At 71.8% G+C, this 25,124-nt stretch carries 17 protein-coding genes; 8 read left to right on the forward strand and 9 right to left on the reverse strand.

Annotation, left to right across the window (positions count from 1 at the left end):
• The first annotated feature begins 24 nt into the window (after positions 1-24).
• The gene (locus AB0B97_RS13255; RefSeq protein ID WP_357493376.1) at positions 25-1,545 is read left to right on the forward strand and encodes a PH domain-containing protein; all 1,521 of its coding nucleotides are present in this window, start codon (positions 25-27) and stop codon (positions 1,543-1,545) included.
• A 114-nt stretch (positions 1,546-1,659) separates the two neighbouring features.
• On the opposite strand, the gene AB0B97_RS13260 is transcribed toward AB0B97_RS13255, so the two are convergent.
• A complete protein-coding gene (locus AB0B97_RS13260; RefSeq protein WP_305076148.1) occupies positions 1,660-2,718 on the reverse strand; it encodes a phosphatase PAP2 family protein in 1,059 nt (352 codons plus the stop codon).
• Between the two features lie 138 nt (positions 2,719-2,856).
• Between AB0B97_RS13260 and AB0B97_RS13265 the strand changes: the two genes are divergently transcribed.
• Both AB0B97_RS13265 and AB0B97_RS13270 read left to right on the forward strand, forming a co-directional pair.
• Entirely contained in the window at positions 2,857-3,261 is a 405-nt protein-coding gene (locus tag AB0B97_RS13265; RefSeq protein ID WP_234588250.1) for a hotdog domain-containing protein, read from the forward strand.
• Entirely contained in the window at positions 3,258-4,088 is an 831-nt protein-coding gene (locus AB0B97_RS13270; RefSeq protein ID WP_357493379.1) for an MBL fold metallo-hydrolase, read from the forward strand. Before AB0B97_RS13265 ends, AB0B97_RS13270 begins: the two co-directional genes overlap by 4 nt.
• A 161-nt stretch (positions 4,089-4,249) precedes the next feature.
• Here the strand turns inward: AB0B97_RS13270 and AB0B97_RS13275 are convergent, their stop codons facing one another.
• Both AB0B97_RS13275 and AB0B97_RS13280 read right to left on the reverse strand, forming a co-directional pair.
• Positions 4,250-5,185, reverse strand: a complete 936-nt coding sequence (locus AB0B97_RS13275) for a carbohydrate kinase (RefSeq protein ID WP_357493381.1) — start codon at positions 5,183-5,185, stop codon at positions 4,250-4,252.
• Between the two features lie 138 nt (positions 5,186-5,323).
• Positions 5,324-6,475 (reverse strand): XdhC family protein, encoded by a 1,152-nt coding sequence (locus AB0B97_RS13280; RefSeq protein WP_357493383.1) that lies wholly within the window; start codon positions 6,473-6,475, stop codon positions 5,324-5,326.
• 477 nt (positions 6,476-6,952) lie between these two features.
• On the opposite strand from AB0B97_RS13280, the gene AB0B97_RS13285 reads away from it, so the two are divergent.
• The gene (locus tag AB0B97_RS13285; RefSeq protein WP_357493386.1) at positions 6,953-8,104 is read left to right on the forward strand and encodes a lytic polysaccharide monooxygenase; all 1,152 of its coding nucleotides are present in this window, start codon (positions 6,953-6,955) and stop codon (positions 8,102-8,104) included.
• Positions 8,105-8,191: 87 nt separating this feature from the next.
• Here AB0B97_RS13285 and asnB read toward each other — a convergent pair whose 3' ends face one another.
• Positions 8,192-10,153 (reverse strand): asparagine synthase (glutamine-hydrolyzing), encoded by a 1,962-nt coding sequence (asnB, locus tag AB0B97_RS13290; RefSeq protein WP_357493388.1) that lies wholly within the window; start codon positions 10,151-10,153, stop codon positions 8,192-8,194.
• Positions 10,154-10,287: 134 nt separating this feature from the next.
• Here asnB and AB0B97_RS13295 point away from each other — a divergent pair, with 134 nt between their 5' ends.
• The 3 genes from AB0B97_RS13295 to AB0B97_RS13305 all read left to right on the forward strand — a co-directional run bounded on the left by AB0B97_RS13295 (position 10,288) and on the right by AB0B97_RS13305 (position 16,201).
• Positions 10,288-11,769 carry an aminopeptidase P family protein gene (locus AB0B97_RS13295; RefSeq protein WP_357493391.1) on the forward strand — a complete coding sequence of 494 codons (1,482 nt, stop codon included), beginning with the start codon at positions 10,288-10,290 and terminating at the stop codon, positions 11,767-11,769.
• A 462-nt stretch (positions 11,770-12,231) separates the two neighbouring features.
• Complete coding sequence (locus tag AB0B97_RS13300; RefSeq protein WP_357493393.1) at positions 12,232-14,253, forward strand: right-handed parallel beta-helix repeat-containing protein; 2,022 nt, start codon at positions 12,232-12,234, stop codon at positions 14,251-14,253.
• 301 nt (positions 14,254-14,554) lie between these two features.
• Positions 14,555-16,201, forward strand: coding sequence for a hypothetical protein (locus AB0B97_RS13305; protein WP_357493396.1), 1,647 nt, complete (start codon positions 14,555-14,557; stop codon positions 16,199-16,201).
• A 75-nt stretch (positions 16,202-16,276) separates the two neighbouring features.
• Here AB0B97_RS13305 and pulA read toward each other — a convergent pair whose 3' ends face one another.
• The 5 genes from pulA to AB0B97_RS13330 all read right to left on the reverse strand — a co-directional run bounded on the left by pulA (position 16,277) and on the right by AB0B97_RS13330 (position 24,599).
• A complete protein-coding gene (gene pulA / locus AB0B97_RS13310) occupies positions 16,277-21,778 on the reverse strand; it encodes a pullulanase-type alpha-1,6-glucosidase (protein WP_357493398.1) in 5,502 nt (1,833 codons plus the stop codon).
• Positions 21,779-21,888: 110 nt separating this feature from the next.
• The gene (locus AB0B97_RS13315; protein ID WP_357493400.1) at positions 21,889-22,581 is read right to left on the reverse strand and encodes a cellulose binding domain-containing protein; all 693 of its coding nucleotides are present in this window, start codon (positions 22,579-22,581) and stop codon (positions 21,889-21,891) included.
• Between the two features lie 83 nt (positions 22,582-22,664).
• Complete coding sequence (locus tag AB0B97_RS13320) at positions 22,665-23,330, reverse strand: hypothetical protein (protein ID WP_357493403.1); 666 nt, start codon at positions 23,328-23,330, stop codon at positions 22,665-22,667.
• Between the two features lie 135 nt (positions 23,331-23,465).
• On the reverse strand, positions 23,466-23,855 hold the full coding sequence (locus AB0B97_RS13325) for a hypothetical protein (RefSeq protein WP_234588232.1): 390 nt from the start codon (positions 23,853-23,855) through the stop codon (positions 23,466-23,468).
• A gap of 36 nt (positions 23,856-23,891) precedes the next feature.
• Positions 23,892-24,599, reverse strand: coding sequence for a hypothetical protein (locus AB0B97_RS13330; RefSeq protein ID WP_234588231.1), 708 nt, complete (start codon positions 24,597-24,599; stop codon positions 23,892-23,894).
• A 19-nt stretch (positions 24,600-24,618) separates the two neighbouring features.
• Here AB0B97_RS13330 and AB0B97_RS13335 point away from each other — a divergent pair, with 19 nt between their 5' ends.
• A complete protein-coding gene (locus tag AB0B97_RS13335) occupies positions 24,619-24,807 on the forward strand; it encodes a hypothetical protein (RefSeq protein WP_357493462.1) in 189 nt (62 codons plus the stop codon).
• Positions 24,808-25,124 lie beyond the last annotated feature (317 nt).

The raw sequence follows: 25,124 nt of genomic DNA on the forward strand, positions 1-25,124 counted from the left end.
TCGGCACCGCCGAGGGCCGGCCCGATGACCGACGGTCCCGCCGAGCCGGGCACCCGGCCGCCGCTGCCCGCCGGCAGCGCGCCTCCCGCCGGCCCGCCTGCTCCGCCACACCCCGCCGGCCCGCCTGGGACGCCGTACCCCGCCGGCCCGGCCGCTCCGCCGTACCCCGCCGGACCTTCCGGGGTGCCGCCCGGGGCGGTTCACCCGGTGCCGACGTCGCCGGGCGGCGGTGACGGTGAGCCGCGGCAGCGGCTGCACCCGCTCAGCCCGCTGCTGCACGGCGCCAAGTCGCTGGTGGTGGTGATTGCGGGCCTGTCCTGGTCGACGCTGTCGCGGGTCGGCTTCGGCTGGTTCGCCGCCATGGTGGTGGTGCTGGCGCTCGGCGCGACAGTGCTGTCGGTGATCAGCTGGTACAACACCGGCTACCACGTGGTGGGCCGCGAACTGCGGGTGCACGAAGGGCTGCTCTGGCGGCGTACCCGGGCCATCCCGTTGGAGCGGTTGCAGGCCGTGGAGGTGGTCCGGCCGCTGCTCGCCCAGCTCACCGGCCTGGCCGAGCTGCGCCTGGAGGTGGTCGGCGGGGGCAAGACCGAGGCACCGCTGGCGTACCTCGGAGTGGCCGATGCGGCCCGCCTGCGCGAGCGGCTGCTGGCGCTCGCCGGGCGGACGACCCCGCCGCCCCCGCCCGGCGTTCCCGCGCTCCCGGCGGAACCCGGGACGCCGGCGGCCGCGCCGGGCCGGCCGATGCACGCGGTGCGCAACCAGGACCTGCTGGTCAGTCAGTTGCTCACCCCGCAGGCGTTCCTGCTCCCGTTCGGCCTGGCGTTCGTCGTGGTGCAGTTCGTCACCGCCGGCTCGTGGTCCTTCGTCGCGGTGGCGAGCACGCTTACCGCGATGGCCGGTGTGCTGCTGCAACCGATCCGCCGGGTCCTCGACGACTGGAACTTCCGGCTGGCGCGCGACGGCGGCACCCTGCGGGTGCACAACGGCCTGCTGGAGACGCGCGCGCAGACCGTGCCGCTGGACCGCGTCCAGACCGTCCGGGCGACCTGGCCGCTGCTGTGGCGGGTCAACGACTGGCTGCGGCTGCGGTTGGAGGTGGCCGGCTATTCCGCGGCGGAGGCCGACGACCGTAACCGGCCGGACCGGCTGCTACCGGTCGGCGACCTGCCGACCGCCGCGATGATCGTCGCCGAGGTGCTGCCGGGCGTACGCCTGGACGCGCTGACGCTGAGCCCACCACCGCCCCGGACGCGCTGGCTGCACCCGCTCGGGCGCGGCGCGCTCGGGGCGGGCCTGTTCGAGCGGGTCTTCGCCACCCGGTCCGGACTGCTCACCCGGCAGTTGGCGATCGTGCCGTACGCGCGGATCCAGAGCGTGCGGGTGGTGCAGGGCCCGGTGCAGCGCCGCCTGGGCCTGGCGACCGTGTACGCGGACACCGCCGGCGGCTCGGGCGCGGCAGCCCAGGACCGCGACCTCACCGAGGCGTGGACCCTGGCAGCCGAGCTGACCACCCGAGCAACCAAAGCCCGCCGCACCCCCTAACCCCCACCCACCCGCTCTGGTGATCACGAAGTTATTGCCCCGACACGCCGAGCCGACGGGTAACAACAACTTCATGATCGACGGGGCCTGTCGGGGGCGGGGGGCAGGGGTTCGTCAGTGGTCGGCGGGTATCGCTTGTTGGTCGTCTGGTGTGGGGTGCCTGTCGGCTGATGGTTCGGGGGCTACCGGCTGCCCTGGTGGTTTGTCGGCGGCCCCCGCTCGGCGGGCCCGCAATGCCGCCCAGCCGCGTTCGGCCAGGCCGACGACCAGGTAGGTCAGCCCGACGTACGTCCAGCCCACCAGCACGTCGATCACGTAGTGCTCACCGGAGTAGACCAGGGTGAAGGTCATCGCCAGCGGGTACGCGAGCAGCAGCGGCCACCAGCGGCGACGGGTGGTGCTCAGGAAGAACAGCACCACGAACAGCGCCCACGCCGTGTGCAGCGACGGCATCGCGGCGACCGGGTTCGAGGCGATCTGGCCGGCGTTGAGCACGTTGCCGGCGCCGTGCATGCCGAACGCCTTCCAACCCCGGGTGGAGATCCGGGCGACCTCGGTGAGCAGGCCGTTCTGCGCGGCCCACCAGGGCGGGGCGGCGGGGTAGATGAAGTAGGTGGCCAGGCCGGCGGCGCAGAGGAAACCCCAACGCCGCATGTAGGCGGCCCAGCGGTGCCGGTCACGCAGCCACAGCACCGCGGCGGCGGTCAGCGCCACCACGAAGTGCGAGAAGTACACCCAGCTCGCCGCGACGTCCCACCAGTGCACCTGCGGGCGGTAGAGGTGCTCCTGCAACCAGATGGTGGGCACCTCCCCGCCGGTGGCCCAGCCGAACATGAACCGGTCGGCGACGATCAGCTCCATGGCGTGCGGGGTGGCCCCGTTGTCGGCGAACCCGCGCGAGAGGTTGTAGACGACGAACAGCAGCACCACCGGCACCCAGTCCCGGGCGAAGCGCAGGTGGCTGCGCCACGGGCGGTCGCTGTTCCAGGCGATGGTCCCGAGCCAGATCCACACGAAGGCGTAGGCCGGGTCGGTGGGCAGCCCGATCGCCAGCCAGGCGGCGACGAAGGCGACCGCCCAGACCGTCATGGCGACGATGCGCCGACGGCCACCGTCCGGGGACGCGGGCGGGTCGGTCCGGGCGGGGGGTTGGGGGTCAGTCACGACGGCCATCGCGGTCAAGGTTAACGACGGGTCCGGCATCGACCGACGGGGACCACCCGGCGAAGCCGTGCGCGTGTGGGCGGCGGCCGGTGTGCGGATCGCCGGGCGCGTGCTCGACGGGCTCGGCGAGCACCTAGGCTGACGACCATGCAGGAGCAGCCCGAGCCGGCCTTCGCGCCGGGTCTGACCGCCCAGGTCGAACTGACCGTCACCGACGCGGACACCGCCCAGGCGGTCGGTTCGGGGGACGTACCGGTGCTGGGCACACCACGGGTGCTCGCACTCGCCGAGGCGGCCACCGTCGCGGCCACGGCGGCCACGCTGCCGCCCGGGTCGACGACTGTGGGCACCCGGGTCGAGTTGGAGCACCTCGCGCCGACGGTGGTCGGGCGCACGGTACGGGCACAGGCGCTGCTCGCGACCGTCGACGGTCGCCGGTTGTCGTTCGAGGTCACCGTCGCGGACGGCGACCAGACGGTGGCCCGGGGCCGGGTCGACCGGATCCTGGTGGACCGGCAGCGCTTCGTCGACCGGGCCGGGCGGTCGTCGTGAGCGCCGGGTTCACCGAGGTCGCCAACCGGGTGTACGTGCTGCCCGAGCCCCTGCTGCGGGTCAACGTCACCCTGGTCGTCGGCGACGACGAGGCGCTGCTGGTGGACACGCTCTCGTCGGCCCGGCAGGCCACCGAGCTGGCCGCCGCCGTCGGGCGGGTCACCGACCGTCCGCTGACGCTCGTCAACACCCACCACCACTACGACCACTGCTTCGGCAACGCCGTCCTGGCCGGCGATCCACCCCGCCCGGTGTACGCGCACGAACGGGCCGCCGCGGCCCTGCGCGACGAGCCGGAGCGGCTGCGCCGGGAGGCGTACGAGGAGGTGCGCACGGAGCACCCGGAGCTGGCAGCCGAGCTGGCCGACACCCCGCTGCTCGCTCCGACGCACACGGTGCACACCGAGACCGAGCTCGACCTGGGTGGCCGGCGGGTGCTGCTGCGGCACCCGGGGCGCGGGCACACCGACGCCGACGTGGTGGTGCACGTGCCCGACGCGGACGTGCTCGTCGCCGGCGACCTGGTGGAGCAGAGCGGCCCGCCCGCCTTCGAGGACTCGTACCCCCTGCAGTGGCCGGACGCCGTCGCGGACCTGCTGCGGCTGACGACCCCGCGCACGGTGGTCGTGCCGGGCCACGGCGATCCGGTGGACGTCGGATTCGTCCGCGCCCAGCACGCCGACCTGGCGCGACTGGCCTGGCTGATCCGCGCCGCGCACACCGGCGACGCGCCGCCCGAGCGGGTGGCCGCCGAGGCGCCCTTCGGCGCCCGCGCCGCCCTGATCGCCGCCCGCCGCGGCTACACCGAACTAAACGGAACCCCCTAACCCCGCCCCCTGACCCCCGCCCCCCGCCCCCCAACCTCGCCGATCTTGCACTTCCTGCCGCGACATAAAGGGCAAGAGGGGGCCAACCGCCGACCGAAAGTGCAAGATCGACGGGGCAGGCAGAGCGGGGCGTGGGGCAGGGCCAGGGGGCAGGGGCAGGGTCAGGGTTTGAAGCGGCGGTCTACCTCGGTGCGGGTGGGCATGGCTGTGGCGCCGCCTGGGGACTCGCAGACGAGGCCCGCCACGCGCAGCGCGAAGGCCACCCGTTCGACCCAGCCCGCCGGCTCGTCGGGCTCGCCGTCCAGGAGCAGGTCGGCGATCAGCGCGGCCATGACCGAGTCGCCGGCGCCGGTGGCGTCGACGGCGTTGACCTTGGGGGCCGGCACGCGTACCGGATCCGCGCCGGCGGTGGCCAGCACCGCGCCCGCCGCGCCGAGCGTCACCACCACGGTGGTCGCGCCCAGCTCACGCAGGTACGCGGCCACTCCCTCGACCGGTTCGTGCGGGTAGAGCAGTTCGGCGTCGGCGGTGCTCAGCTTGACCAGGTGCGCGCCCGCGGCGAACTCGGCCACCACCTCGCGCAGCCCGTCCAGCGCGGCCGGACCGTCGAGCAGGCGGGGGCGTACGTTCGGGTCGAAGACGCGCAGTCCGGGCGCGAGCGACCAGGCGCGGCGCGCGGCGGCCAGGGTGCGCGGTTTTGCCAGCACGATCGAGCCGCAGTAGAGCACGTCCGCGCCCTCGATCAGCGCCAGGTCCAGATCGTCGGGGCCGAACAGGCTGTAGGAGGGCGGTTCGCCGTAGAAGCGGAAGTCGGGCTCCGGCCCGGCGTAGGTGACCACCGCGAGCGTGGTCGGCGCCGGTGCCGTGACGGCACCGGCGAGACCGACGCCGACATCGGTCAGGAAGCCGCGGATCCGCCCGCCCAGCACGTCGTCGCCGAGCGAGCCGACGAACTGCGCCGCGCCGCCGAGCCGGGTCACCCCGACGGCGACGTTGAGCGGTCCACCGCCGATCGCCTGCCGGTAGACCCGTTCCCCGTCGCGCTCGGTGTCGAGCAGGTCGACGAGCGCCTCGCCGAACACCACCGCGTACCCCATCGAAGTCCCTTCGTCGTCAGCCGGCAGCGCGCCGGCGTGCCCACGCCGGGCCGCCGCGGGCGATCGGGCGGACCTGGTCGACTGGGATCAGGCTGGCACAACGAACGCCCTGCTGGGCGGCGAAGAGGCGGTACGGCGTCAGCCCGGGTGGTGGATCGGCCCGTCGAGCGCGGACAGGGGCCGACCGCTGCCGCCCCAGCGGGCGGCGACGATCTGCGCGGCGACGCTCACGGCGGTCTCCTCGGGCGTACGGCCGCCGAGGTCCAGCCCGATCGGTGAGGCGAGCCGGTCGAGCTGCTCCAGGGTGAGCCCGGCCTCGCGCAGCAGCTTGTGCCGCTCGTCGTGGGTGCGCCGCGACCCCATCGCGCCGACGTACGCCAGTGGTTGGCGCAGGGCCAGCGCCAGCAGCGGCACGTCGAACTTCGGGTCGTGGGTGAGCACGCAGACGACTGTGCGCGCGTCGATCCGGCCGGCGTCGACCTCGGCCCGCAGGTAGCGGTGCGGCCACTGCACCACCACTTCGTGCGCGTCCGGGAAGCGCCGGTCGGTGGCGAACACGGCCCGGGCGTCACAGACGGTCACCCGGTAGCCGAGGAACGCGCCGATCCGGGCCACCGCGGCCGCGAAGTCGATAGCCCCGAAGACGATCATCCGGGGCGCGGTGGCGTGCGTGGCCACGAAGAGGCTGAGCCCGGCGCCGCGGCGCTGCCCCTGGTAGCCGTACCGGAGCACGCCGCTGTGCCCGGCGGCGAGCAGTCCGAGCGCGTCGTCGGTAGCGGCGTCGTCCAGCCGGTCGTCGCCGAGCGAACCGGTCACCTGTCCACCGGTCAGCACCAGCCGTCGGCCCAGTCGCCCGGCCGGGTCGGTCGGGGCCGCGCCCGGGGTGTCGCCGGCGTCGGCCGCCACGCAGGTGACGACCGCGGCCGGTTCGCCGGCCCGCCGCGCGGCGGCGACCGCGTCCACCTGCGCGCGGGCGTCGCCGTCGACCCGCTCCACGAACACGTCGAGCATCCCGCCGCAGGTCAGGCCCACGGCGTACGCTTCGTCGTCGCTGACGCCGTAGTGGACCAGCTCGGGTACGCCGGTGGCGAGCACGTGGCGGGCACGCTCGTAGAGGTCGGCCTCGACGCAGCCGCCGGAGACGCTGCCGGTGACCGTGCCGTCGGCGGCCACGAGCATGGCGGCGCCGGGCGGCTGTGGCGCCGATCGCCAGGTGGCGACGACCGTGGCCAGGGCGACCGGCTCGCCGGCGCGGCAGCGGCGGTGCAGGTCGTCGAACACGTCGGGCACGCGCTGCCGCCTCCTTCGTCCCGTCGCCGGCCGGTCCCGCCGTACGGCCGGCACGGCGACGTGCGCCGCCCCGACGCGGGAGATCGGCCCGGACGGCAGTCGTCGCCGTGGGGATGCAGACCATCACTATAGGAGAGAACCCATCGGTCCGATCGGGAGTCGGGTGAGCCGGCGGACCACGCCTGCCGCGTTTGGCACATCGAGGGTCGACTATTGCGCAGGCGGTCGGCGACGTGGTGGGATGGCGCATACCGGGCGGTGCGAGGGCTGCCGCGCCGCCGGTTGCCGGGTTGGTTCGACGCGAGGGCACCGGTCCAGGACAGGACCGTCGATGGCGTGTGTCCGCTGGCCGCACTTCGGCCGGGGCACGTCACAGTGATCGCCGCATCCGCCCCCACGGCGCTGCGACGACACCACAACCCCACCCGATTGCGGCGGGGCGGCTCGGGCGGCACGCCTCGCGAGTCAGGAGAACCCGTGAACCGTTCCCGTACGGCCGCGTTACTCACCGCGGCCCTTACCTTCGCGCTGGGCGCCGTAGCGCTTGCGGCCAGTCCGCAACCGGCGGCCGCGCACGGCGCGGCGATGACGCCGGGCGCCCGGACCTACCTCTGCTGGCAGGACGGCCTCAGCCAGACCGGTGAGATCAGGCCGAACAACCCCGCGTGCGCCGCCGCGGTGGCGCAGAGCGGGACGAACTCGCTCTACAACTGGTTCAGCGTGCTGCGCTCGGACGCCGGTGGCCGTACCACCGGCTTCATTCCGGACGGGCAGCTGTGCAGTGGTGGCAACACCGGCTACCGGGGCTACGACCTGCCCCGCACCGACTGGCCGCTGACCCACCTGACCTCCGGCGCGCGGCTGGACTTCCGGTACAGCAACTGGGCGCACCACCCGGGCACCTTCTACTTCTACGTCACCAAGGACAGCTGGAGCCCGACCCGGGCGCTGGCCTGGAGTGACCTGGAGGAGCAGCCGTTCCTGACGGTGACCAACCCGCCGCAGCGCGGCAGCGTCGGCACCAACGACGGTCACTACTACTTCAGCGGCAACCTGCCGTCGGGTAAGAGCGGCCGGCACATCATCTACTCCCGCTGGGTGCGCTCGGACTCGCAGGAGAACTTCTTCGGCTGCTCCGACGTGGCCTTCGACGGCGGCAGCGGCCAGGTGACCGGTGTGGGTCCGGGCGGGTCGAACCCGACCACTCCGCCGCCCACCACGCCCCCGCCGACCACTCCGCCGCCCACCACCCCGCCGCCGACCACTCCGCCGCCCACGACGCCGCCGCCGACCACCCCGCCGCCGACCACGCCGCCGCCGTCGACAGGTGACTGCATGGCCGTCTACAAGGTGACCAGCGCCTGGCAGGGTGGCTTCCAGGGCGAGATCACGATCATGAACCACGGCAGTACGCCGTTCGCCGGCTGGACCGCGAGCTGGACCTGGCCCAACGGGCAGGCGATCAATCAGATCTGGAGCGCCACCCAGACGACGTCCGGCGCCTCGGTGACGGCGACGAACGTCTCGTACAACGGCACTGTCGCACCGGAGGGCACCACCACGTTCGGCTTCCTGGCCAGCAGCACGGGAACGAACGGCATCCCGACTGTCACCTGCGCCCGACGCTGAGGGTCCCTGAAATGATCAAGAGGTTTGCGTCACCCGGAGTCACTCGGGTGACGCAAACCTCTTGATCGACGGGGTGGGGGTCGCCGGTCAGCGGACCATGGAGCCGACCACCGGCTTCGTCAGCAGAGCCGACTGGTTGCGCTGGATGCCCGGGTCGAGCGTCTTGGCCACGAAGATGGCGTGCCAGATGCAGAAGATCAGCACCGTCCACACCTTGCGGGAGTGGTCGGCCTCCTCCCGCTTGTGCTCGTCGAGCAGCCGCAGGGCGTACGACAGGTCGAGCAGGTCACCCGCGCCCGAGGTGCTCAGCACGTGCCGGGCCCACTCGTACATCTCCCCGCGCAGCCACACCCGGGTGGGCGTCGGGAAGCCCAGCTTCTTGCGGTTGACGATCGCCGGCGGCACGACACCCTGCAACGCCTGACGCATCGCGTACTTGGTCGCGTCGGAGCGCGGCGGCAGCTTGAGGTCCACCGGGATCTTCGCCGCGACGTCGAAGACCTCGCGGTCGAGGAACGGCACCCGCACCTCCAGCGAGTGCGACATCGAGATCCGGTCGGCCTTGACCAGGATGTCGCCGCGCAGCCAGGTGTAGAGGTCGACGTACTGCATCTTGGTGACGTCGTCCAGCTCGGTGCACTCGGCGTAGATCGGCGCGGTCACGTCCGTGTAGCGCACCGAGGGGTCGTAGCGCCGCAGCAGGTGCTGCTTCTCCTCCTCGGTGAACATCCGGGCGTTGCCGTAGTAGCGCTCCTCGATCGGGGTCGTGCCACGCTCCAGGAAGCTCTTGCCCTTGACCCCCTGCGGGATCGCCTTGGAGACCGCGCGCAGGCCCTTCTGCACGCCGCCGGGCAGGCCGTTGACGGTGCCGAGCGACAGCGGCTCCCGGTAGATGGTGTAACCGCCGAAGAACTCGTCGGCCCCCTCGCCGGAGAGCACCACCGTGACGTGCTCGGCGGCCTTCTTCGCCACGAAGTACAGCGGCACCAGCGCCGGGTCCGCCACCGGGTCGTCGAGGTGCCAGACGATCTTCGGAAGCGCGTCGATCATGTCCTGCGGACCGATCTTGGTGGGGATGGTGGTGACGTCCAGGTGCCGGGCCGACTCCTGCGCGACGTCGATCTCCGAATATCCCGGCACGTCGTAGCCGACGGTGAAGGTCAGGATGTTCGGGTTGAACTCCCGGGCCAGCGCGACGACAGCCGTCGAGTCGATGCCGCTGGACAGGAACGAGCCCACCGGCACGTCGGAGCGCATGTGCATGCGTACGCTCTCGCGCAGCGTCTCCCGGATCTCGTGGTAGAGCTTCTGCTCGTCGTCGACCGGCGCGGGCCGGAACACCGGCCGGTACCACCGGCGCACGTCGATCCGCCCGCCCGGAGACCAGGTCAGGTACTCCCCCGAACCGATGCGGCTGATGCCCTTGTGCAGGGTGCCGGGCTCGGGAACGTACTGCAGCGTCAGGTAGTGGCTCAGGTTCGCCGCGTCGACACCCGCGTCGCCCTGGTAGCTGCTGTGCGCGAACGGCAGCAGCGCCTTCTTCTCCGACGCCAGGTAGAGGCCGTCGGCGGTCTCCAGGTAGTGCAGCGGCTTGATGCCGAAGTAGTCGCGGGCGCCGAACGCGCGCCGCTCCTGCCGGTCCCAGATGACGAAGGCGAACATGCCGCGCAGGCGGGTGAGCACCTGCTCGCCCCAGAAGTGGTAGCCGGCGACGATCACCTCGCCGTCACCTGCGGTCGCGAACTGCGCGCCGAAGTTCCGGACGAGCTCGTCGCGCAGCTCGATGTAGTTGTAGATCTCACCGTTGAAGGTGAGCAGATAACGGCCGTTCGCGTAGGGCAGCGGCTCGTGACTCGACGCGACGTCGATGATGGCGAGCCGCTTGTGGGCGAACACGCCGTCCGCGTACCGGCCGGAGGCGTCACCGACCACCTCGACCCCTGTCTCGTCGGGGCCGCGGTGGTGCAGGCATTCCAATGCTCCGGCGATGTGGTCGCGGTGCGCGGCGGCGTTGCCGTTCGCGCTGAAGAAGGCCAGGAGTCCGCACATGGTGGTCATCTTTCCACGCGGTCCGTCGGCCCGTCGCAGCCGTCCGTCGATCCGGAGCGCTCCCGGCCCCCACCAACACGAACCGGGCACGCGGTACCGTCGGGACCAGCAACGAAGCGGAAGGGAGCGGCGCAATGACCGAGGAAAGCACCGACGGTACGCCGACAGACGGCACGGAATCGCACGATCCGGACTTTCCGGAGGCGTTCCTGTCCTTCATGCGGCAGGGCTGGCGGGACACCGAACTCCCGGTCACGCCCCGTCCCGAGGCGCCCAACTACGCCAAGCGCCGCGCCGCGCTCTCGGCCGCCTTCCCCGGCGAGACACTTGTCATCCCGACCGGCGGCGAGAAGGTCCGCGCCAACGACACCGCCTACCCGTTCCGGCCGGGCAGCGACTTCGCCTACCTGACCGGCGACCACGACCCGGACAGCGTGCTGGTGCTGCGCCCGAACGGCTCGGGGCACGACGCGACGCTGTACATGCGGCCCCGCTCATCCCGCGAGACCGACGAGTTCTTCCGCAGCCGGCACGGCGAGCTGTGGGTCGGCCGGCGACACACCCTCGGCGAGAAGTCCACCGAGCTGGGCCTGCCCACCGCCGACCTGACCGGCCTGGAGGCGGCGCTCGCCGACCTGGCGCCCGGTCGCACCAGGGTGCTGCGCGGCTTCGACGCCCAGGTCGACGCGGCCGTCCGCCCGTACGACGGGGTCCGCGCCGACGGGCAGCCGCCCCGCGACCGGGAGCTGGCGATCGCCATCTCGGAGCAGAAGCTGGTCAAGGACGAGTGGGAGATCGGCCAGCTTCAGGACGCCATCGACGCCACGGTGCGCGGCTTCGAGGACGTGGCCCGCATCCTCCCCGCCGACCGCGCCGTCTCGGAGCGCCTGCTGGAGGGCATCTTCGCGCTGCGCGCCCGCCACGACGGCAACGACGTCGGGTACGGCTCGATCGTCGGCGCCGGCGAGCACGCCACGATCCTGCACTGGGTGCACAACCACGGCGCCACCCGTCCGGGTGACCTGCTGCTGATGGACATGGGCGTCGAGGGACGCAACCTCTACACGGCTGACGTGACCCGGGTGCTGCCGGTCAACGGCCGGTTCACCGCCCTGCAACGGCAGGTCTACGACATCGTGTACGCCTCGCAGCAGGCCGGCATCGACGCCATCCGCCCCGGCGTCAAGTTCAAGGACGTCCACCTGACCTGCATGCGGGTGCTCGCCGAGGGCCTGTCCGACCTGGGCCTGCTGCCGGTGAGCGTGGACGAGGCCATGGACGAGAAGTCCTCGGTCTACCGGCGCTGGACGCTGCACGGCTTCGGTCACATGCTCGGCATCGACGTGCACGACTGCTCGAACGCCCGCAAGGAGACCTACCGCGACGGGGCCCTGGGCGAGGGCTACGTGCTCACCGTCGAACCGGGCCTGTACTTCCAGCCGGAGGACGAGCTGGTCCCCGCCGAACTGCGCGGTATCGGCATCCGCATCGAGGACGACGTCCTGGTCACCGCGACAGGTGCGGTGAACCTGTCGGCCGGCCTGCCGCGTACCGCCGACGAGGTGGAGACCTGGCTGGCCGAGCAGCGCGAAGCAGGCCCCCGCCTGCCCGCCTGACCCAAGCCCCGCCCCTCCCCCGACCCCGGAGGTCGCCGCCTCGGCCTCGGCCCGGACCTTGCCCCGGACAGGGCAGGTCCGGGCCGTCCCTTGCCCGGACCGGCGTCCAGGGCCGGACTCGTCCCGGCGCGTTGATCCACTCGACTTCCGTGCTGTCGGGGTGTCCGAGGCGTCCGGACAGCGCGTCTTCCTGAAACCCGAGTCGATCACGCCCAGCGACACCGAGGCGCCCCACAAGGGGCGCCTCGTGGTGTTTGGGCTGCTCACGCCCCTTCCTGTCCTGCCGGACCATTACGGGCTCCTGCCCTAACCTGAGGCATATGCGGGGTTTTCTCGGATACGTCCGCCTCGCGAAGATAGTTCTCATACGGTGGGCATCAGAGGCTGCAACCGATTTGTGGCTGGTCGTGGCGCTGCGGGCGGTGCGACCCCGTCTGGTAGTAGGAAGGGCGGAAGGCTCTGATGTCCAACGACGTAACGAGTACCGACGGCGGGGCCTCGACGGCTCCGCCGACACGACGACGACGGGCCCTGTGGGTTGCCGGCGTCGCCGGCCTGACCGGGGTGGTCGGCCTGGCCGCCCTCGGTGGCGTGGCCGCCCGGGACGACAAGCCCACCTCCGACCGGGTGTCCGATGCCCAGCCGTCGACCAACCGGCAGAACGTCAGCGACGCTGGCGCGAACGCCGACGGCGGCACGGAGAACGGCGGCAAGGAGAGCGGCACCGACGACGAGTGGAGTGGCGACGACTGGAGTGGTTTCGACTACCGCTCCGGCAAGGACGACAAGCGGGACGACAAGGACCGCACCAGGCAGGTGCCCTGCGACTCGGACAAGCTGATCCAGGCGATCACCTTCGCCAACAACGGCGACGGCGGGGTGCTGGAGCTGGCCAAGGGCTGCACGTACACCCTGACCCGCAACCAGGACGGCAACGGCCTCCCGGTGATCACCGAGAACATCACTCTCAAGGGCGAGCACACGACAATTGGTCGCGAGGCCACCGCCGACTACTTCCGCATCCTGAACGTCGGCGCGGGTGGGCAACTCACCCTCAAGGGCCTGAGCATCAAGGGTGGGCAGACCATCCAGCGGGCGATGACCGTGGAGCCGGCGACGGTCTGGGGGCCGTACTCGACCTCGGTGCGGACCACCGCGGTGACGGCCAAGCCGGCGGCCACCACTGCAGCGGGCACCACTGCAGCGGGCAGCGCGGCCCAGCCGGCAACGGCGGCGGCAGCGGAGCCGGTGGCGTCCACCGACCCGACGATGGCGGCCAAGCCGACCGCCGCCAAGGCGGCCACGACCAAGGCGGCAGCGGCCAAGGCAGCGACTGTCAAGGCGGCGGCCAAGCAGGCTGCGACTGCCAAGCCGGAAGCAGGCAAGGCGGCGGACCCGACGGCAGCGGCCAAGGCGGCAGCGGACGCCAAGCAGGCAGCGGCAACCGCAGCCAAGCAGGCAGCGGACGCCAAGCAGGCAGCGGCGACCGCCAAGGCGGCCACGTCGACGAAGGTAACCGCGGCCAAGCCGGCAGCAGCTACCGCGGCCAAGCCGGCAGCAGCCAAGGCTCCGACGACGGCGGCCGGAGCGGCGGTTGTGCCGCTGGTGGAGGAGCCCGGATTCAACGACGGCGCCGGGGTGCTCGTACAGCCTGGGGGCCGGGCGGAGATCCTGGACAGTGAGCTGCTCTACAACCAGTCCGGCGGCAACGGTGGCGGGTTGGCGAACTTCGGCAGCGCCCGGCTCAGCAAGAGCACGGTTGCGCACAACACCGCCTTCTTCTTCGGCGGTGGCATCTTCAACGCCGGCGTGCTCCAGGTCGACGAGTCGAAGATCAAGGACAACACCGGGATCATCGGCGGCGGCGGCATCGCCAACGGCGCGGCCGAGATCTTCACCGAGTCCGTCGACGGCGGTGCGGTCTGGGTCTACAAGAGCGAGGTCACCGACAACGAGACGCTCGGCTTCGGCGGCGGCGTCCTGGACGTCGAGGGCACCACGACCCTGCACGACACGAAGGTCACCGACAACACGGCGCTCCTGGACGGCGGCGGCGTTGCCGTGGCCGACAGTCAGCTCACCCTCAAGCACGCCACGGTGGCCAGGAACAGCGCTGGCCGCCAGGGTGGTGGGGTGGCGGTCGTCTCCGACAGCACCGCGACGATCGAGGACACCGCCATCGCGGACAACACCGCCGGGTCCGGCGGGGCCGGACTCTTCAACGAGGACAGCCGCACGACGCTGCGCGACAGCGAGGTCGTCGGCAACCGGGCCATCGGTCCGTTCGCCCGCGGCGGCGGCATCCTCAACGCCGAGGGGAGCGAGGTCAGGCTCTACCGGACGACGGTGGCGCACAACTTCTCCACCCTTGAGCCGGGGGGCATCTTCAACAGCCTCGGCGGCACCGTCCTGCTGGACGACGAGTCCGCGGTCACCGCCAACCGCCCGACGAACTGTTTCAACGTTCGGGACTGCTTCGCCTGATCGGGTGGGGCTGAACCACATAGAGGGCACGCCCCTCCGAGCCGGTCACGGCACGGAGGGGCGTACCCATTTGGGCTGCTCACGGGCCCGACGGCCCGGCTTGGGGGCGGCGTACCCGCCCGGGGTGTCCCGGCCACCAAACGCGCGAACGTGAACCTAATGTGGGGTTGTTTCGGATACGCCCCCGAGGCGAGGAACATTCTCATACGGTGGTTTTGGGAGCTACAACCGATTTGTAGCAGGGGACGCCCGCCGGAGGGCGGCGACCCTGTCTGGTACGAGGAGAGGGCAGAGAGCTCCGATGTCCAACTACCTAACGAACAATGAAGCCTCCGGGCGGGCGACGGCCAAGCGCCGCCGCAAGCTCTGGCTCGCCAGCGGCGTGGCCGGTCTGACGGGTGTGATCAGCCTCGCGGCGGTGGGCGTCGCGGGCAGCGCCGGAGCGGTTGGCCTGAACTGGAACACCGCGCAGGTCAGCAAGGACGGCGACCAGCACGGCGAGGAGGGCCGCGACTGGAACAAGGACCGGGACAAGGACAAGGACAAGGACCGGGACAAGGACCACGAGCGTGGGAAGGAGGTGCCCTGCGACACCGACAAGCTGATTCAGGCGATCGTCTTCGCCAACAACAAGCACGGCGGTGTGCTGGAGCTGGCCGAGGGCTGCACCTACAACCTGAGCCGCAGCGACTACCAGGGCAACGGGCTCCCGGTGATCACCGAGAACATCACCCTCAAGGGTGAGCACACGACGATCGCCCGGGAAGCCACGGCCGACTACTTCCGGATCCTCAACGTCGGCAGCGGTGGACACCTCACCATCAAGGGCCTGACCATCAAGGGTGGCCAGACCCTCGAACTGTACGAGGCCGTCGAGCCGGCGGCCGTCTGGGCGTCCTACTCGGATTCCGAGGCGATCGCGGCGCAGGTGAAGGCGGGCGTTCCGCTGAACCAGGCGCTCGCCACGCGGCAGGCCAACCCGAAGGCCGGCCTCAAGGCCGCGCCCAAGGTGACGCCGAAGGCCGCGACGAAGGCGGCGCCGGGCGTCGTCACGCCGCTGGTCGAGGAGCCGGACGAGAACGACGGTGCCGGCATCCTGGTCCAGCCGGGCGGCACCGCCGAGATCATCGAGTCCGAGGTCGTCCTCAACCAGTCCGGCGGCAACGGCGGCGGCGTGGCCAACTTCGGCACCACGAAGATCTGGCACAGCACCGTCACCCGTAACACCGCCTTCTTCTTCGGCGGCGGTGTCTTCAACGCCGGCCTGCTCAAGGTCGAGGAGTCGAAGATCACCGACAACACGGCAGTCATCGGTGGTGGCGGTATCTCCAACGGTGCCGCGCGGATCTTCACCGACGACGTCGACGGCGGGACCGTCGAGTTGAAGAAGGCCGAGATCACCGACAACGAGACGCTGGGCTTCGGCGGCGGCTACCTCGACATCGAGGGCAACACCACGGCGTACGAGACCAAGTTCGTCTCGAACACCGCGATCCTCGCCGGTGGCGGCCTGGCGGCGGCGGACAGCCAGCTGAACCTGTACAACGTCTCGGTCGAGAAGAACAGCACCGCCGGTGTCGGTGGTGGTGTGGCGATCGCCTTCGACAGCGCGGTCACGTTCGAGAAGAGCAACATCAAGGACAACACCGCTGGCTTCTTCGGCGGCGGGCTCTTCAACGCCGGCAGCGTCACCACGCTGCGCGACAGCGAGGTCGTCGGCAACCGGGCCATCGGCCCGATCGGGGTCGGCGGCGGCATCTTCAACATCTTCGGCGAGGTCAACCTGTCGAGGACGAAGGTCGCCTACAACTTCTCGACCTTCGCACCGGGCGGTGTGTTCACCTTCTTCGGGCCGGTGAACGTGGACGACAAGTCCGCGATCACCGCGAACCGCCCGACGAACTGCCTGGCCATCCCGGGCGGCGCCATCGAGAACTGCTTCGCCTGAGCAGGAGCACCACGGCACGACGCACCACAAGGACCGGCCCCCTTCCGCGCGACGCGGAAGGGGGCCGGTCCCCGCTCACCTGCGGACGAACACCGCCACGCTGCGCGCCGGCACCGTGAAGGTGCCGGCCGCCCGGTCGAACGACGCCGTCCGCAACGCCGGGTCGGCCGAGTTCACCAGCACCGGGTGCAGTGCCACGTCCGCGCCCCGCAGACCGGTCACGGTCTGCTTCGCCGTCGCTGGCGTGCCGTTGAAGACCACTGTCAGCGACGTCCACTGCCCGCCCAGACCACGGGCGTCCAGCGTCATGGTCAGCACACCCGGCGTCTCCGCCTCGCCGGAGAGCGGGAACGCCACCCTCCGCTGCACCTGCTCGGCGGTGCTCAACCCGAACACCGGCGAGGACGCCCGGATGCGCAGCAGCTCGGCGTACCGGGCGTCGGTGGTGTCGATCGCCGCGCAGTCGGGCACCAGGGCCGGGTCCGCGAGCAGTGGCTTGGCGTACGGCCACTTGTCCTCGTTGTCCTGTGCCGGCGGCAGGCCGGCGCCGAACCCGTTGCCCCGCTCGCAACCCCAGCGGATCTGGTTGAACCAGTCACCGGAGTTGAACGAGTTGCGGTCCAACGACTTCGACCGCAGCCGTTCGCTGCCGGCGGTGACGAACCCGGTGCCCTGCCCCAGCGCCACAGTGCTCAGCGCCAGCACCTGCATCCGGGAACGGTCCGCCGGGCTGGTGGCCTGCGGCAGCTTGTACGCCAGCGCGTCGTACAGGATCTCGTTGTCGTGCGCGTCGACGTAGGTGACCGCCTCCCCGGGCGCGGCGGTGTAGCCGGCCGGGGAGCCGTTGTAGTCCACCTGCGCCCCGGTGACCGTGCGCCCCGAGGTGTCGGTGAACCGGTAGTTCCGCAGGTTGCCCGTGAGACCCACCTTGATCAGGTCGTGGGCGTGCAGCAGGCGGGCCTTCTGCGCCGCCGCCGACCCGTTCACCGGGTCGCCGTTGGGGTCGGTGTAGAGCCCGGAGGCGAAGCCCTGCGCGCGGGGATTGGCGTCGAACGGCCCACCGCCGCGTACGGCGTCGCGCAGCCGGTCGTTGAACGTGCCGATGCCGGTGCCGGCCATGTTGGCCTGGGTGGCCTGCACGAACCGGGCGTCGTTGGCGACCTCGCCGAAGTTCCAGCCCTCGCCGTAGAGCATGATCGCCTTGCCGTCCACCCCGTCGCGGGCGACGGTCAGCCGGTCCAGCGCCGCACGTACGGCCAGGATGTTCGCCTTCGGGTGGTGGCCCATGAGGTCGAACCGGAAGCCGTCCACCTTGTACTGCCTGGCCCAGGTGACGAGCGAGTCGACGACCAGCTTGCCCATCATCGCGTGTTCCGGAGCGGTGTTGGCGCAGCAGGTGGAGTTGGCCACCGTCCCGTCGTCGAGCAGCCGGTGGTAGTAGCCCGGCACCACCTGGTCGAGCACCGACTTGTCGTCCACGCCAGCCGCCGCGGTGTGGTTGTAGACCACGTCCATGACCACCCGCAGGCCGGCCTCGTTCACCCCGGCGACCATCCGCCGGAACTCGGTGGTCCGCGCCGCGCCGACCGGGTCGACGGCGTACCCGCCCTCCGGCACGGTGTAGTGCAGCGGGTCGTAGCCCCAGTTGTAGCCGTCGGTGTCGGCCACCGCCGCCACGCATTTCTGCTGTTCCGCGGAGTCCGGCGCGAGGGCCGCCAGGTCGCAGGCCGGCTGGCGCTGGTCGGCCCGCTTCTCGGGGATCGTGGCGAAGTCGAACGCCGGCAGCAGGTGCAGGTGCGTCACACCGGCGTCACCCAACGCCCGCAGGTGGGTCATCCCGGCGGTCTTCGGGTCGGTGAACGCCAGGAAGGTGCCCCGGCGCTGCGCCGGCACGGTCTCGTCGGCGATGGAGAAGTCGCGCACCGACAGTTCGGAGATCTGCGCCTTCGACGCCGGCACGGGCGCCGGCTTGCGCAGCGTGCGCCAGCCCGGCGGGGCCAGCGCCGGATCGTTCAGGTCGACCAGCTGGCTGTGCGTGGAGTCCGCGGCGAGAGCCACCGAGTAGGGGTCGGTGACCGACGCGGTGACCATCCGCTGCGCGGCCGGCTGCCACGCCTGCACCTGGTAGCGGTAGTACTTCCCCGCCCAGGCGTGGCTGCCGTGCACCGACCAGACACCGGTGCGGTCGTCGCGGCGCATCGGCACCGTCTTCGCTGCCGATGTGGGTGAGTCGAACAGTTGCAGCGCCACCGTCCGGGCGGTCGGCGCCCAGAGCGCGAGGCTCGGCGTACGACCGGCGAAGGTCGGACCGAGCGTGACCTGGGCGGCCCGGGAGTACACGTCGTCGAGCACGCCGGGGATCTGCACGCCCGTCGCGGAGAGCAGCTTCCCCTGGGCGTCGCGCTCGGTGACCAGCAGCTGCCCGCGCAGCGCCGCCGGCACCTTCGCCAGGTCACCCCGGTCGAGGGTGAAGGCCCGGTAGGACCACAGGTGCGGGAACGCCGCGCGCTGGGCCTCGGTGAGCCCGTTGCGCTGCGCCCGCAACGGCAGACTGGTGTACGTCCCGGACAGCTCGCCGTCGACGACGCTCACCCCGCCGGTGGGGGCGGCCACCAGGGCGTACACCCGACCGTCGGTGGGTGGGGTCTGCCAGGCCACCGTGGACCTGTCGATCCAGTGCGCCTTCTGCTTGCCGATGTCGGTGTCCCCACCTGCGCTGGTCGCGGTCGACGGCAGCAGACGCCCCGGGGTGGCGGCGAGCAGCCACACCTCCCGGCCGGCGCTGGCGAAGTCGAGCCGCTGGTCGTCGGGCAGATCCTTGGTGTCGCCCTTGTGGATGATGTAGTTCAGCCCGGTGGCACCGGCCGCCAGCGGCACCCGGAACACCGCGCCGAACGCGTCGATCGACGTCGGCGCGAGCGGGGTGGCCCACTCGGTCGGTTTGGCCGCCCCGTCCCACAGGTGCAGGCCCCACCCGTCGTAGTTGCCGTCGGCCCGCCGGTAGTGGATGACCGCGGTGCCCTCCTCGACCGACGGATCCGGTTGACCGGTGGCCGCCTGCCTGCTCGGGTAGATCGCCGGGTCACCCTGCTTGAGCCAGACCTCACCGGTGGCGCTCACGTCGATGCTGCGGTCCTGGGCGACGTCCTTGGTGCCGTTCTTGTCGACCACCACGAAGCCCACCGACTTCGCGCCGGGCTTGAGCTTCACCCAGGCGAACCGGCCGTAGGAGTCCTCCCCGGCGAACGGTTGCCCCTTGGGCCACTCGGTGACGTACGCCGGGTCGATGTCGCCCCAGGCGTACAGCCCCCAGTCGTCGTACCCCCCGGCCGGGCGCTGGTAGTGCACCACCGCCCACTCCCGGGACCCGCCCTGCTCGGGCGTGCCGACGACGGCGACGGACCGCGCCGTAGCGGTGCGGCCACGGCCGTCGCGCACGACGGCGCGGTACTCGATCCGGGTGCCGCCGGCCAGGCCGTCCAGGTCGTGGTGCACGGTGTACGGCGCGTGGTCGGCGCTGCCCAGCAGCGTCCACCTGCCGCCGGCGACCCGGGCCGCCACGGTGACTGTGGCGAGCGGGTCGCCTGTCACCTTCGCGGTCACGGCGGCACGGGTGGCCACCGACGCGTCCGGCGCGGGGCTGGTGATGCTGATGGTCGGCTTGCCGCTCGGCCGGGCGATGGGGGTGCCCGCGCGGTACACGGCCGCCGACAGCGGCGGCACGGTCAGGGTCAACCTGCCGTCGTCACCGGCCTGTTCCACGCCCGACCCGCCGTAGATGCCGGTGAAGGTGGCGCCGGCCGACCAGGTGTCCACGGTGACAGTCTGCGCGGTCTCGGCGTTGTTCACCGCGACCACGTACTCGGTCCGGTCGGTGGGGGCGATCCGGGAGGCGGCGAACACGCCGGGACCGTCGGCGGCGTACCGGGTGACCTGGATGCCGTCGCGCAGCGCGGGGTGCGCCTGGCGCAGCCGGCCCAGCTCGGCGATCGTCCGGTACAGCGGGTGGCCGGTGTCGAACTGGTCGCTGGCGTGGGTGCGGTCGGTGCCGAGCAGGTCGTCGTCGAGATAGTCGGGCACTTTCGAGGCGAACATGTCCTGCCGGGCGTCCTTGTCCCCGCCGGGGCCGGTGAAGCCCTGCTCGTCGCCGGAGTAGACCACCGGCTGGCCACGGGTCAGGAACATCAGCTGGTGGGCGAGCTGGTCCCGCCGCAGGTGGCTGGCCGGGTCGGTGCCGCCGCCGGCGATGAACGACCCGATCCGACCCATGTCGTGGTTGCCGAGGAAGGTGGTCAACCGGCCCGCGTCGGTGTCCCGGGCGGCGTACAGGTCGTCGCGGGCGTACACGTCGGCGAGGGCCTTCGCCGAGCCGGCGCCCGCCGTGTAGCCGCGCGCGGCCTCCTGGAACGCGAAGTCGATGGTGGCCGGCAGACCACCGCGGCGCACGTACGTCGACGTGATCTCCGGGTTGGCGCTGTACACCTCGCCGAACAGGAAGAAGTCCTTCTTGCCGGCCTTCTCGGCGGCCCGCTCGACCCCCCTGGTGAACTGCGGCCAGAAGTCCATGTTGACGTGCTTGACGGTGTCCAGCCGGAACCCGTCGACGCCTGTCGCGCCGATCCAGTCGCCGTACGCCTTCGTCATTCCCCGCACCACCTCGGGACGCTCGGTCCACAGGTCGTCGAGGCCGCCGAAGTCGCCGTACTCGCTGTTCTCACCGGAGAAGGTGGAGTCCCCCCGGTTGTGGTACATGGTCGCGTCGTTGAGCCAGGCCGGCACCTTCACCGTGGCGTCGCCGGGTTCGGGGAAGACCGGCGTGTACGGGCCGGAGTTCCTGTCGACCGTGGGGAAGTCACGGCTGCCGTCGGCGTAGTTGCGGTCCTCGAAGGCCCGCCCCTGCGCGTCGACGTACGGCGAGGCGGCCTTGTCCACGTAGGCATAGGAGTCCTCGGCGTACTTGATGACGTCCGCGGTGTGGTTGACCACGACGTCGAGGTAGACCTTGATCCCCCGCCGGTGCGCGAGCGAGACCAGCTCCTTGAGCTGCGCGTTCGTGCCGAAGTGCGGGTCGACCTGGGTGAAGTCGGTGATCCAGTAACCGTGGTAGCCGGCCGAGACGTCGTCGCCCTTGCCCTGCACCGGACGGTTCTTGAAGATCGGGGCGAGCCAGATGGCGGTGGTGCCCAGACCCTGGATGTAGGCCAGCTTGTCGATGACGCCCTTGAGGTCACCGCCGTGGTAGAAGCCCTTGTCGGTCGGGTCGAGCCCGGTGCGCAGCCGACCACCGGTCAGGCCACCGGAGTCGTTGCGCCGGTCGCCGTTGGCGAACCGGTCCGGCAGGACGAAGTAGAACTGCTCGGCACGCGCGGTGTCGTCGCCGGCGGCCAGCAACGCCTCGGCGGTGGGCTCGTTGCGCCACTGGACGGCGCCGGCCGCGGCGAGGGCGTCGGTGCCGGACGGTCGGGGGTCGGCGTCGGCGCCGAGGGGCCGCGTGGAGTCCGGCGTACCGACGAGGGTGAAGGTGAGCAGGCAGACGAGCGCGAGCAGGGCGGTACGCGGGATCGGCGGGGGTTTCATCGACGGCCTTCCTCTGGTCGTGATTGGCCGCACGCTAACCCTTGCCGAAACAATCTGCAATACCTTGCAAACAAAGTCGTAACCGAGCAAAGTCCTTGCGGAAGTGCAGCTCAGAATCCGCTGCAGCGCACTCCGTCGACTGTGCAACCCCGCGGCGTCGTGGACGCCCGCTCCAGGTGGAACCGCAACGCCACCGACCCGCCGGCCGGCACGTCCACCCCGCTGACGTACGTGAAGCTCCCGTCGGACTGACGCAGCGTCCCCTGTGGCACCCCCTCCACCCAGGCGGTCACCAGCCGCCCACCGGAGAAGTCGAACCGCACCGTCCAGCCATGGTCCGCACCCGACGCGTTGACGATCATCACCTCGCCGATGAAACCCCCGTCGAAGCTCTGCATCACCCGGTACCGCCCGCTCACCGCCGGCGGCCGCGGCGACGACGCCCCGGTCGACGGTCGCCCCGAGGTCGGCGCCGCCGTCGGGCCGACCGCCGGTGGCCGCGACATGGCAGGTGTGCTCGGGGGCGGCCCGCTCGCCCGCGGCGACAGCCCCGGCCGCACCGGCGCCCGCTCCGGCAGCGGCGTCGACGACTGATCCGACGGCGCGACCGGCGCCTGCGGCAACGGCAGCCCCGCCGGCGGCGGGCCGTCGTCGGAGGCGGGACTACGCCCCCGGTACGCGCCCAGGGCCACGAAGAGCAGAACCACCATCACGACGAGGCCGGCGCATGCCACGATCCACGGCGACGACGCGATGGCAGCCGGACCGTGCGACGGTCGCGGCGCGCGACGCATGCCGGACATGTACCTCCCTCAGCGGGCCGTCCGGGCAGCGTAGCGATCGACGGCCCGACTCGAAAGCGGCGACGGCCGTCACCGACGCCCGTTCAGCCGAAGCGGCAGTCGACGCCGTTGACCGTGCACCGCACCGGCCGCTGCGCCGAACCGTCCCAGGCAAGCCGCAACCGCAACGTCTGCGTGTCACCCGGATCCAGCGCCGCCCCGCCGCTCACCACGAACTCGCCGTTACCCTGCGCCGACACGGAGATCCCCGCTTCGCCGCTGACCCGCAGGCCGCGCATGTCGTCCTCGAACGCCAACTCGACCCGCCAGTCCACCGACCGGGCCGACTCGTTCGTCAGCGACAGCACGGCCTCCGTCGCGTCCCAGCCGTCCGTACCGACCTGGTACCGGGCGGTCACCGCCCCGTTCGGCGGCGCCACCGCACGGGCGCTCGTCCGGGCCGGCGACGGCGAACCCGTGGTGGCCCGCGGCGACGGCGTCCGGCTGCTGCGCGACGGCCGCGGCGACGCCGTACGCCGCTCCAGCCCACCCGGGGTCGGCCCCGACGACGCCGCAGCCGGCACCGTCGGCAGGAACACCGGCGGCGCGGCCTGCGGCGCGCTCTCCCGCTCCCGCGTACGGAACGACAACAGCGCGATCACCAACAGCACCACCAGCGCGCCGATACCGAGCAGCACCACGATCCACGGCACCGACAGCAGCACACGCGCCGTCCGCGGACCTCCCGCACCGTCCGGCCCCACCGCCATCAGGTCTCCCCTCGTCCCACCGACGCGACAGCGTAGCCAGCGGCGGCCGGACCGAACACCTCGCGGGTACAGATCGGACCGACCGGCCCACCCGACGCGGAAAACGGCTCGCCCGCGTGGACGGTCCGCCAGCGGTCAGGCCGTCCGGACAACGGTGCAGATCAGCGGACCCTCACCCGACGTACGCAGCAGATAGCGGTACCGCTCCCCCGGCACCGCGTACCCCCGGCTGTCCAGGAACTCCCACTCCACCGACACCATGGTCAGCAACGCCGACACCGGCTGCACGTCCTCGATCCGAGCGTGCGCGGCGATCAGCTCCCGATCCTGGTAGTCGGGCGCGGCGCCCACGAAGGACAGCGCGACCGCAGCGAGGGAGGTGAACGAGAAGCTGTACGTGTCGGCCACCACCAACCCGGGCAGGGCGTAACAACCAGCGAGCGACGGCAGGTCGCCGGAGGTCATCGCGGCGCCGTACCTGTCGAAGAAGCCGGTCAGCGCGTCAAGATCGGTGGAGGCGTTCACGCGACAGCAATTGCCGCTCACGGGGCGGGCCAAACCTCAGCGGGGCGGAACCCGCACCTCGATCTCCGCACCCAACCGGGCGCCACCGGTCAACCCCAGATCGTCACCACTCCAGAACCGCCCCGGGTCGTACCAGTTCGGACGCTTACCGGCGGGCAGCAGGCCCATCGCCTCGTAGGTCACCGCCACCACCTCGGCGCAGTACGCCGTCTCCAACGCCCGCTCCCGCGCAGCAGCGCTGGCCGGAGCGGCAGAGTCACCCCGGGTCGCCTGGGCGGCCCGCGAGACGGCTCGCAGCGCGGCCCGGCCGGGACCCGGCAGCGACGGCACCCGACCGCGCACCCACCGCCACGCCAACTGCGCGGTCGACGGGAACGGCGTGCCGTCCAACCGCGCCACGGTCCGCAGCACCGCCCGCTCCATCTCCCCGGCGGCCGGCGGGTCGAGCTGCCGCAGCCAGGCCCGCTGCCCGTACCGGTTGGCCCACACGCAGACCGCGTCCCGCAGGTCGTGCAACTGCACACCGCGCTGGTGCGTGCCCGACCACAGGTCCGGCAGCGACCTGCCCAACTCCGCGTGCCACATCAGCGGCGGCATGTCGTCCAGCACCACAGCCATCCCGACGTGATTGACCGGGCTGTTCGTGGTGAACTGGATCGCCCGGTCCGGCACGCTGCGACCCCGGAACACCCACACGTCACCGGTGCGGGTCAACTCGACGGCCTCATCCAGGCTGATGCTCATGAGGGACTAGCCTAGGCCGATGCGGCAAGGATTGCGGTGGTGGAAGGTCCTCGGGCTCGCCGGCCTGGCCGGGGTCGCGGCGTCCGGCGTGGTGATCGCCCGCGCCGAGCGGCGCCGGCGCGCGTACACCCCGGAGGAGATCCGGCAGCGGCTGCTGGAACGGCACGCCCAGGCCAGTGAGGCGACCAAACCCGCAGACCCCGCCTGACGCCCCGGGCCCGGTCAACCCTCCCACCCGCCACAAAGGCCACCCACGCGATCCCGCCCGACCCATCCGCCCGGTCCGGGCGCTGGGCGGTCCGGGCGCTGGGCGGTCCGGGCGCTCAGCGGCCAATCCCGCCAGCGGTCATGATCGTGCTCGACCCTGGATTTAGTGGCCTCGCCCGCATGGTGTGGGCCCTGTTTCCTGGATCGGGCACGATCACCAGGCCGTGCGGCGTGCGGCGTGCGGCGTGCGGCGTGCGGCGTGCGGCGTGCGGCGTGCGGCGTGCGGCGTGCGGCGTGCGGCGTGCGGCGTGCGGCGTG

The organism is Micromonospora sp. NPDC049004, assembly GCF_040649315.1.
GTDB lineage: Bacteria > Actinomycetota > Actinomycetes > Mycobacteriales > Micromonosporaceae > Micromonospora.

Bases quoted from the DNA above. Each gene is read 5' to 3' on its own strand.
- pulA (WP_357493398.1), bottom strand. From the start codon at position 21,778: ATGAAACCCCCGCCGATCCCGCGTACCGCCCTGCTCGCGCTCGTCTGC.
- AB0B97_RS13275 (WP_357493381.1), bottom strand. From the start codon at position 5,185: ATGGGGTACGCGGTGGTGTTCGGCGAGGCGCTCGTCGACCTGCTCGAC.
- AB0B97_RS13305 (WP_357493396.1), top strand. From the start codon at position 14,555: ATGTCCAACTACCTAACGAACAATGAAGCCTCCGGGCGGGCGACGGCC.
- AB0B97_RS13335 (WP_357493462.1), top strand. From the start codon at position 24,619: ATGCGGCAAGGATTGCGGTGGTGGAAGGTCCTCGGGCTCGCCGGCCTG.
- AB0B97_RS13300 (WP_357493393.1), top strand. From the start codon at position 12,232: ATGTCCAACGACGTAACGAGTACCGACGGCGGGGCCTCGACGGCTCCG.
- AB0B97_RS13265 (WP_234588250.1), top strand. From the start codon at position 2,857: ATGCAGGAGCAGCCCGAGCCGGCCTTCGCGCCGGGTCTGACCGCCCAG.
- AB0B97_RS13330 (WP_234588231.1), bottom strand. From the start codon at position 24,599: ATGAGCATCAGCCTGGATGAGGCCGTCGAGTTGACCCGCACCGGTGAC.
- AB0B97_RS13315 (WP_357493400.1), bottom strand. From the start codon at position 22,581: ATGTCCGGCATGCGTCGCGCGCCGCGACCGTCGCACGGTCCGGCTGCC.
- AB0B97_RS13255 (WP_357493376.1), top strand. From the start codon at position 25: ATGACCGACGGTCCCGCCGAGCCGGGCACCCGGCCGCCGCTGCCCGCC.
- AB0B97_RS13260 (WP_305076148.1), bottom strand. From the start codon at position 2,718: ATGGCCGTCGTGACTGACCCCCAACCCCCCGCCCGGACCGACCCGCCC.
- AB0B97_RS13320 (WP_357493403.1), bottom strand. From the start codon at position 23,330: ATGGCGGTGGGGCCGGACGGTGCGGGAGGTCCGCGGACGGCGCGTGTG.
- AB0B97_RS13295 (WP_357493391.1), top strand. From the start codon at position 10,288: ATGACCGAGGAAAGCACCGACGGTACGCCGACAGACGGCACGGAATCG.
- asnB (WP_357493388.1), bottom strand. From the start codon at position 10,153: ATGTGCGGACTCCTGGCCTTCTTCAGCGCGAACGGCAACGCCGCCGCG.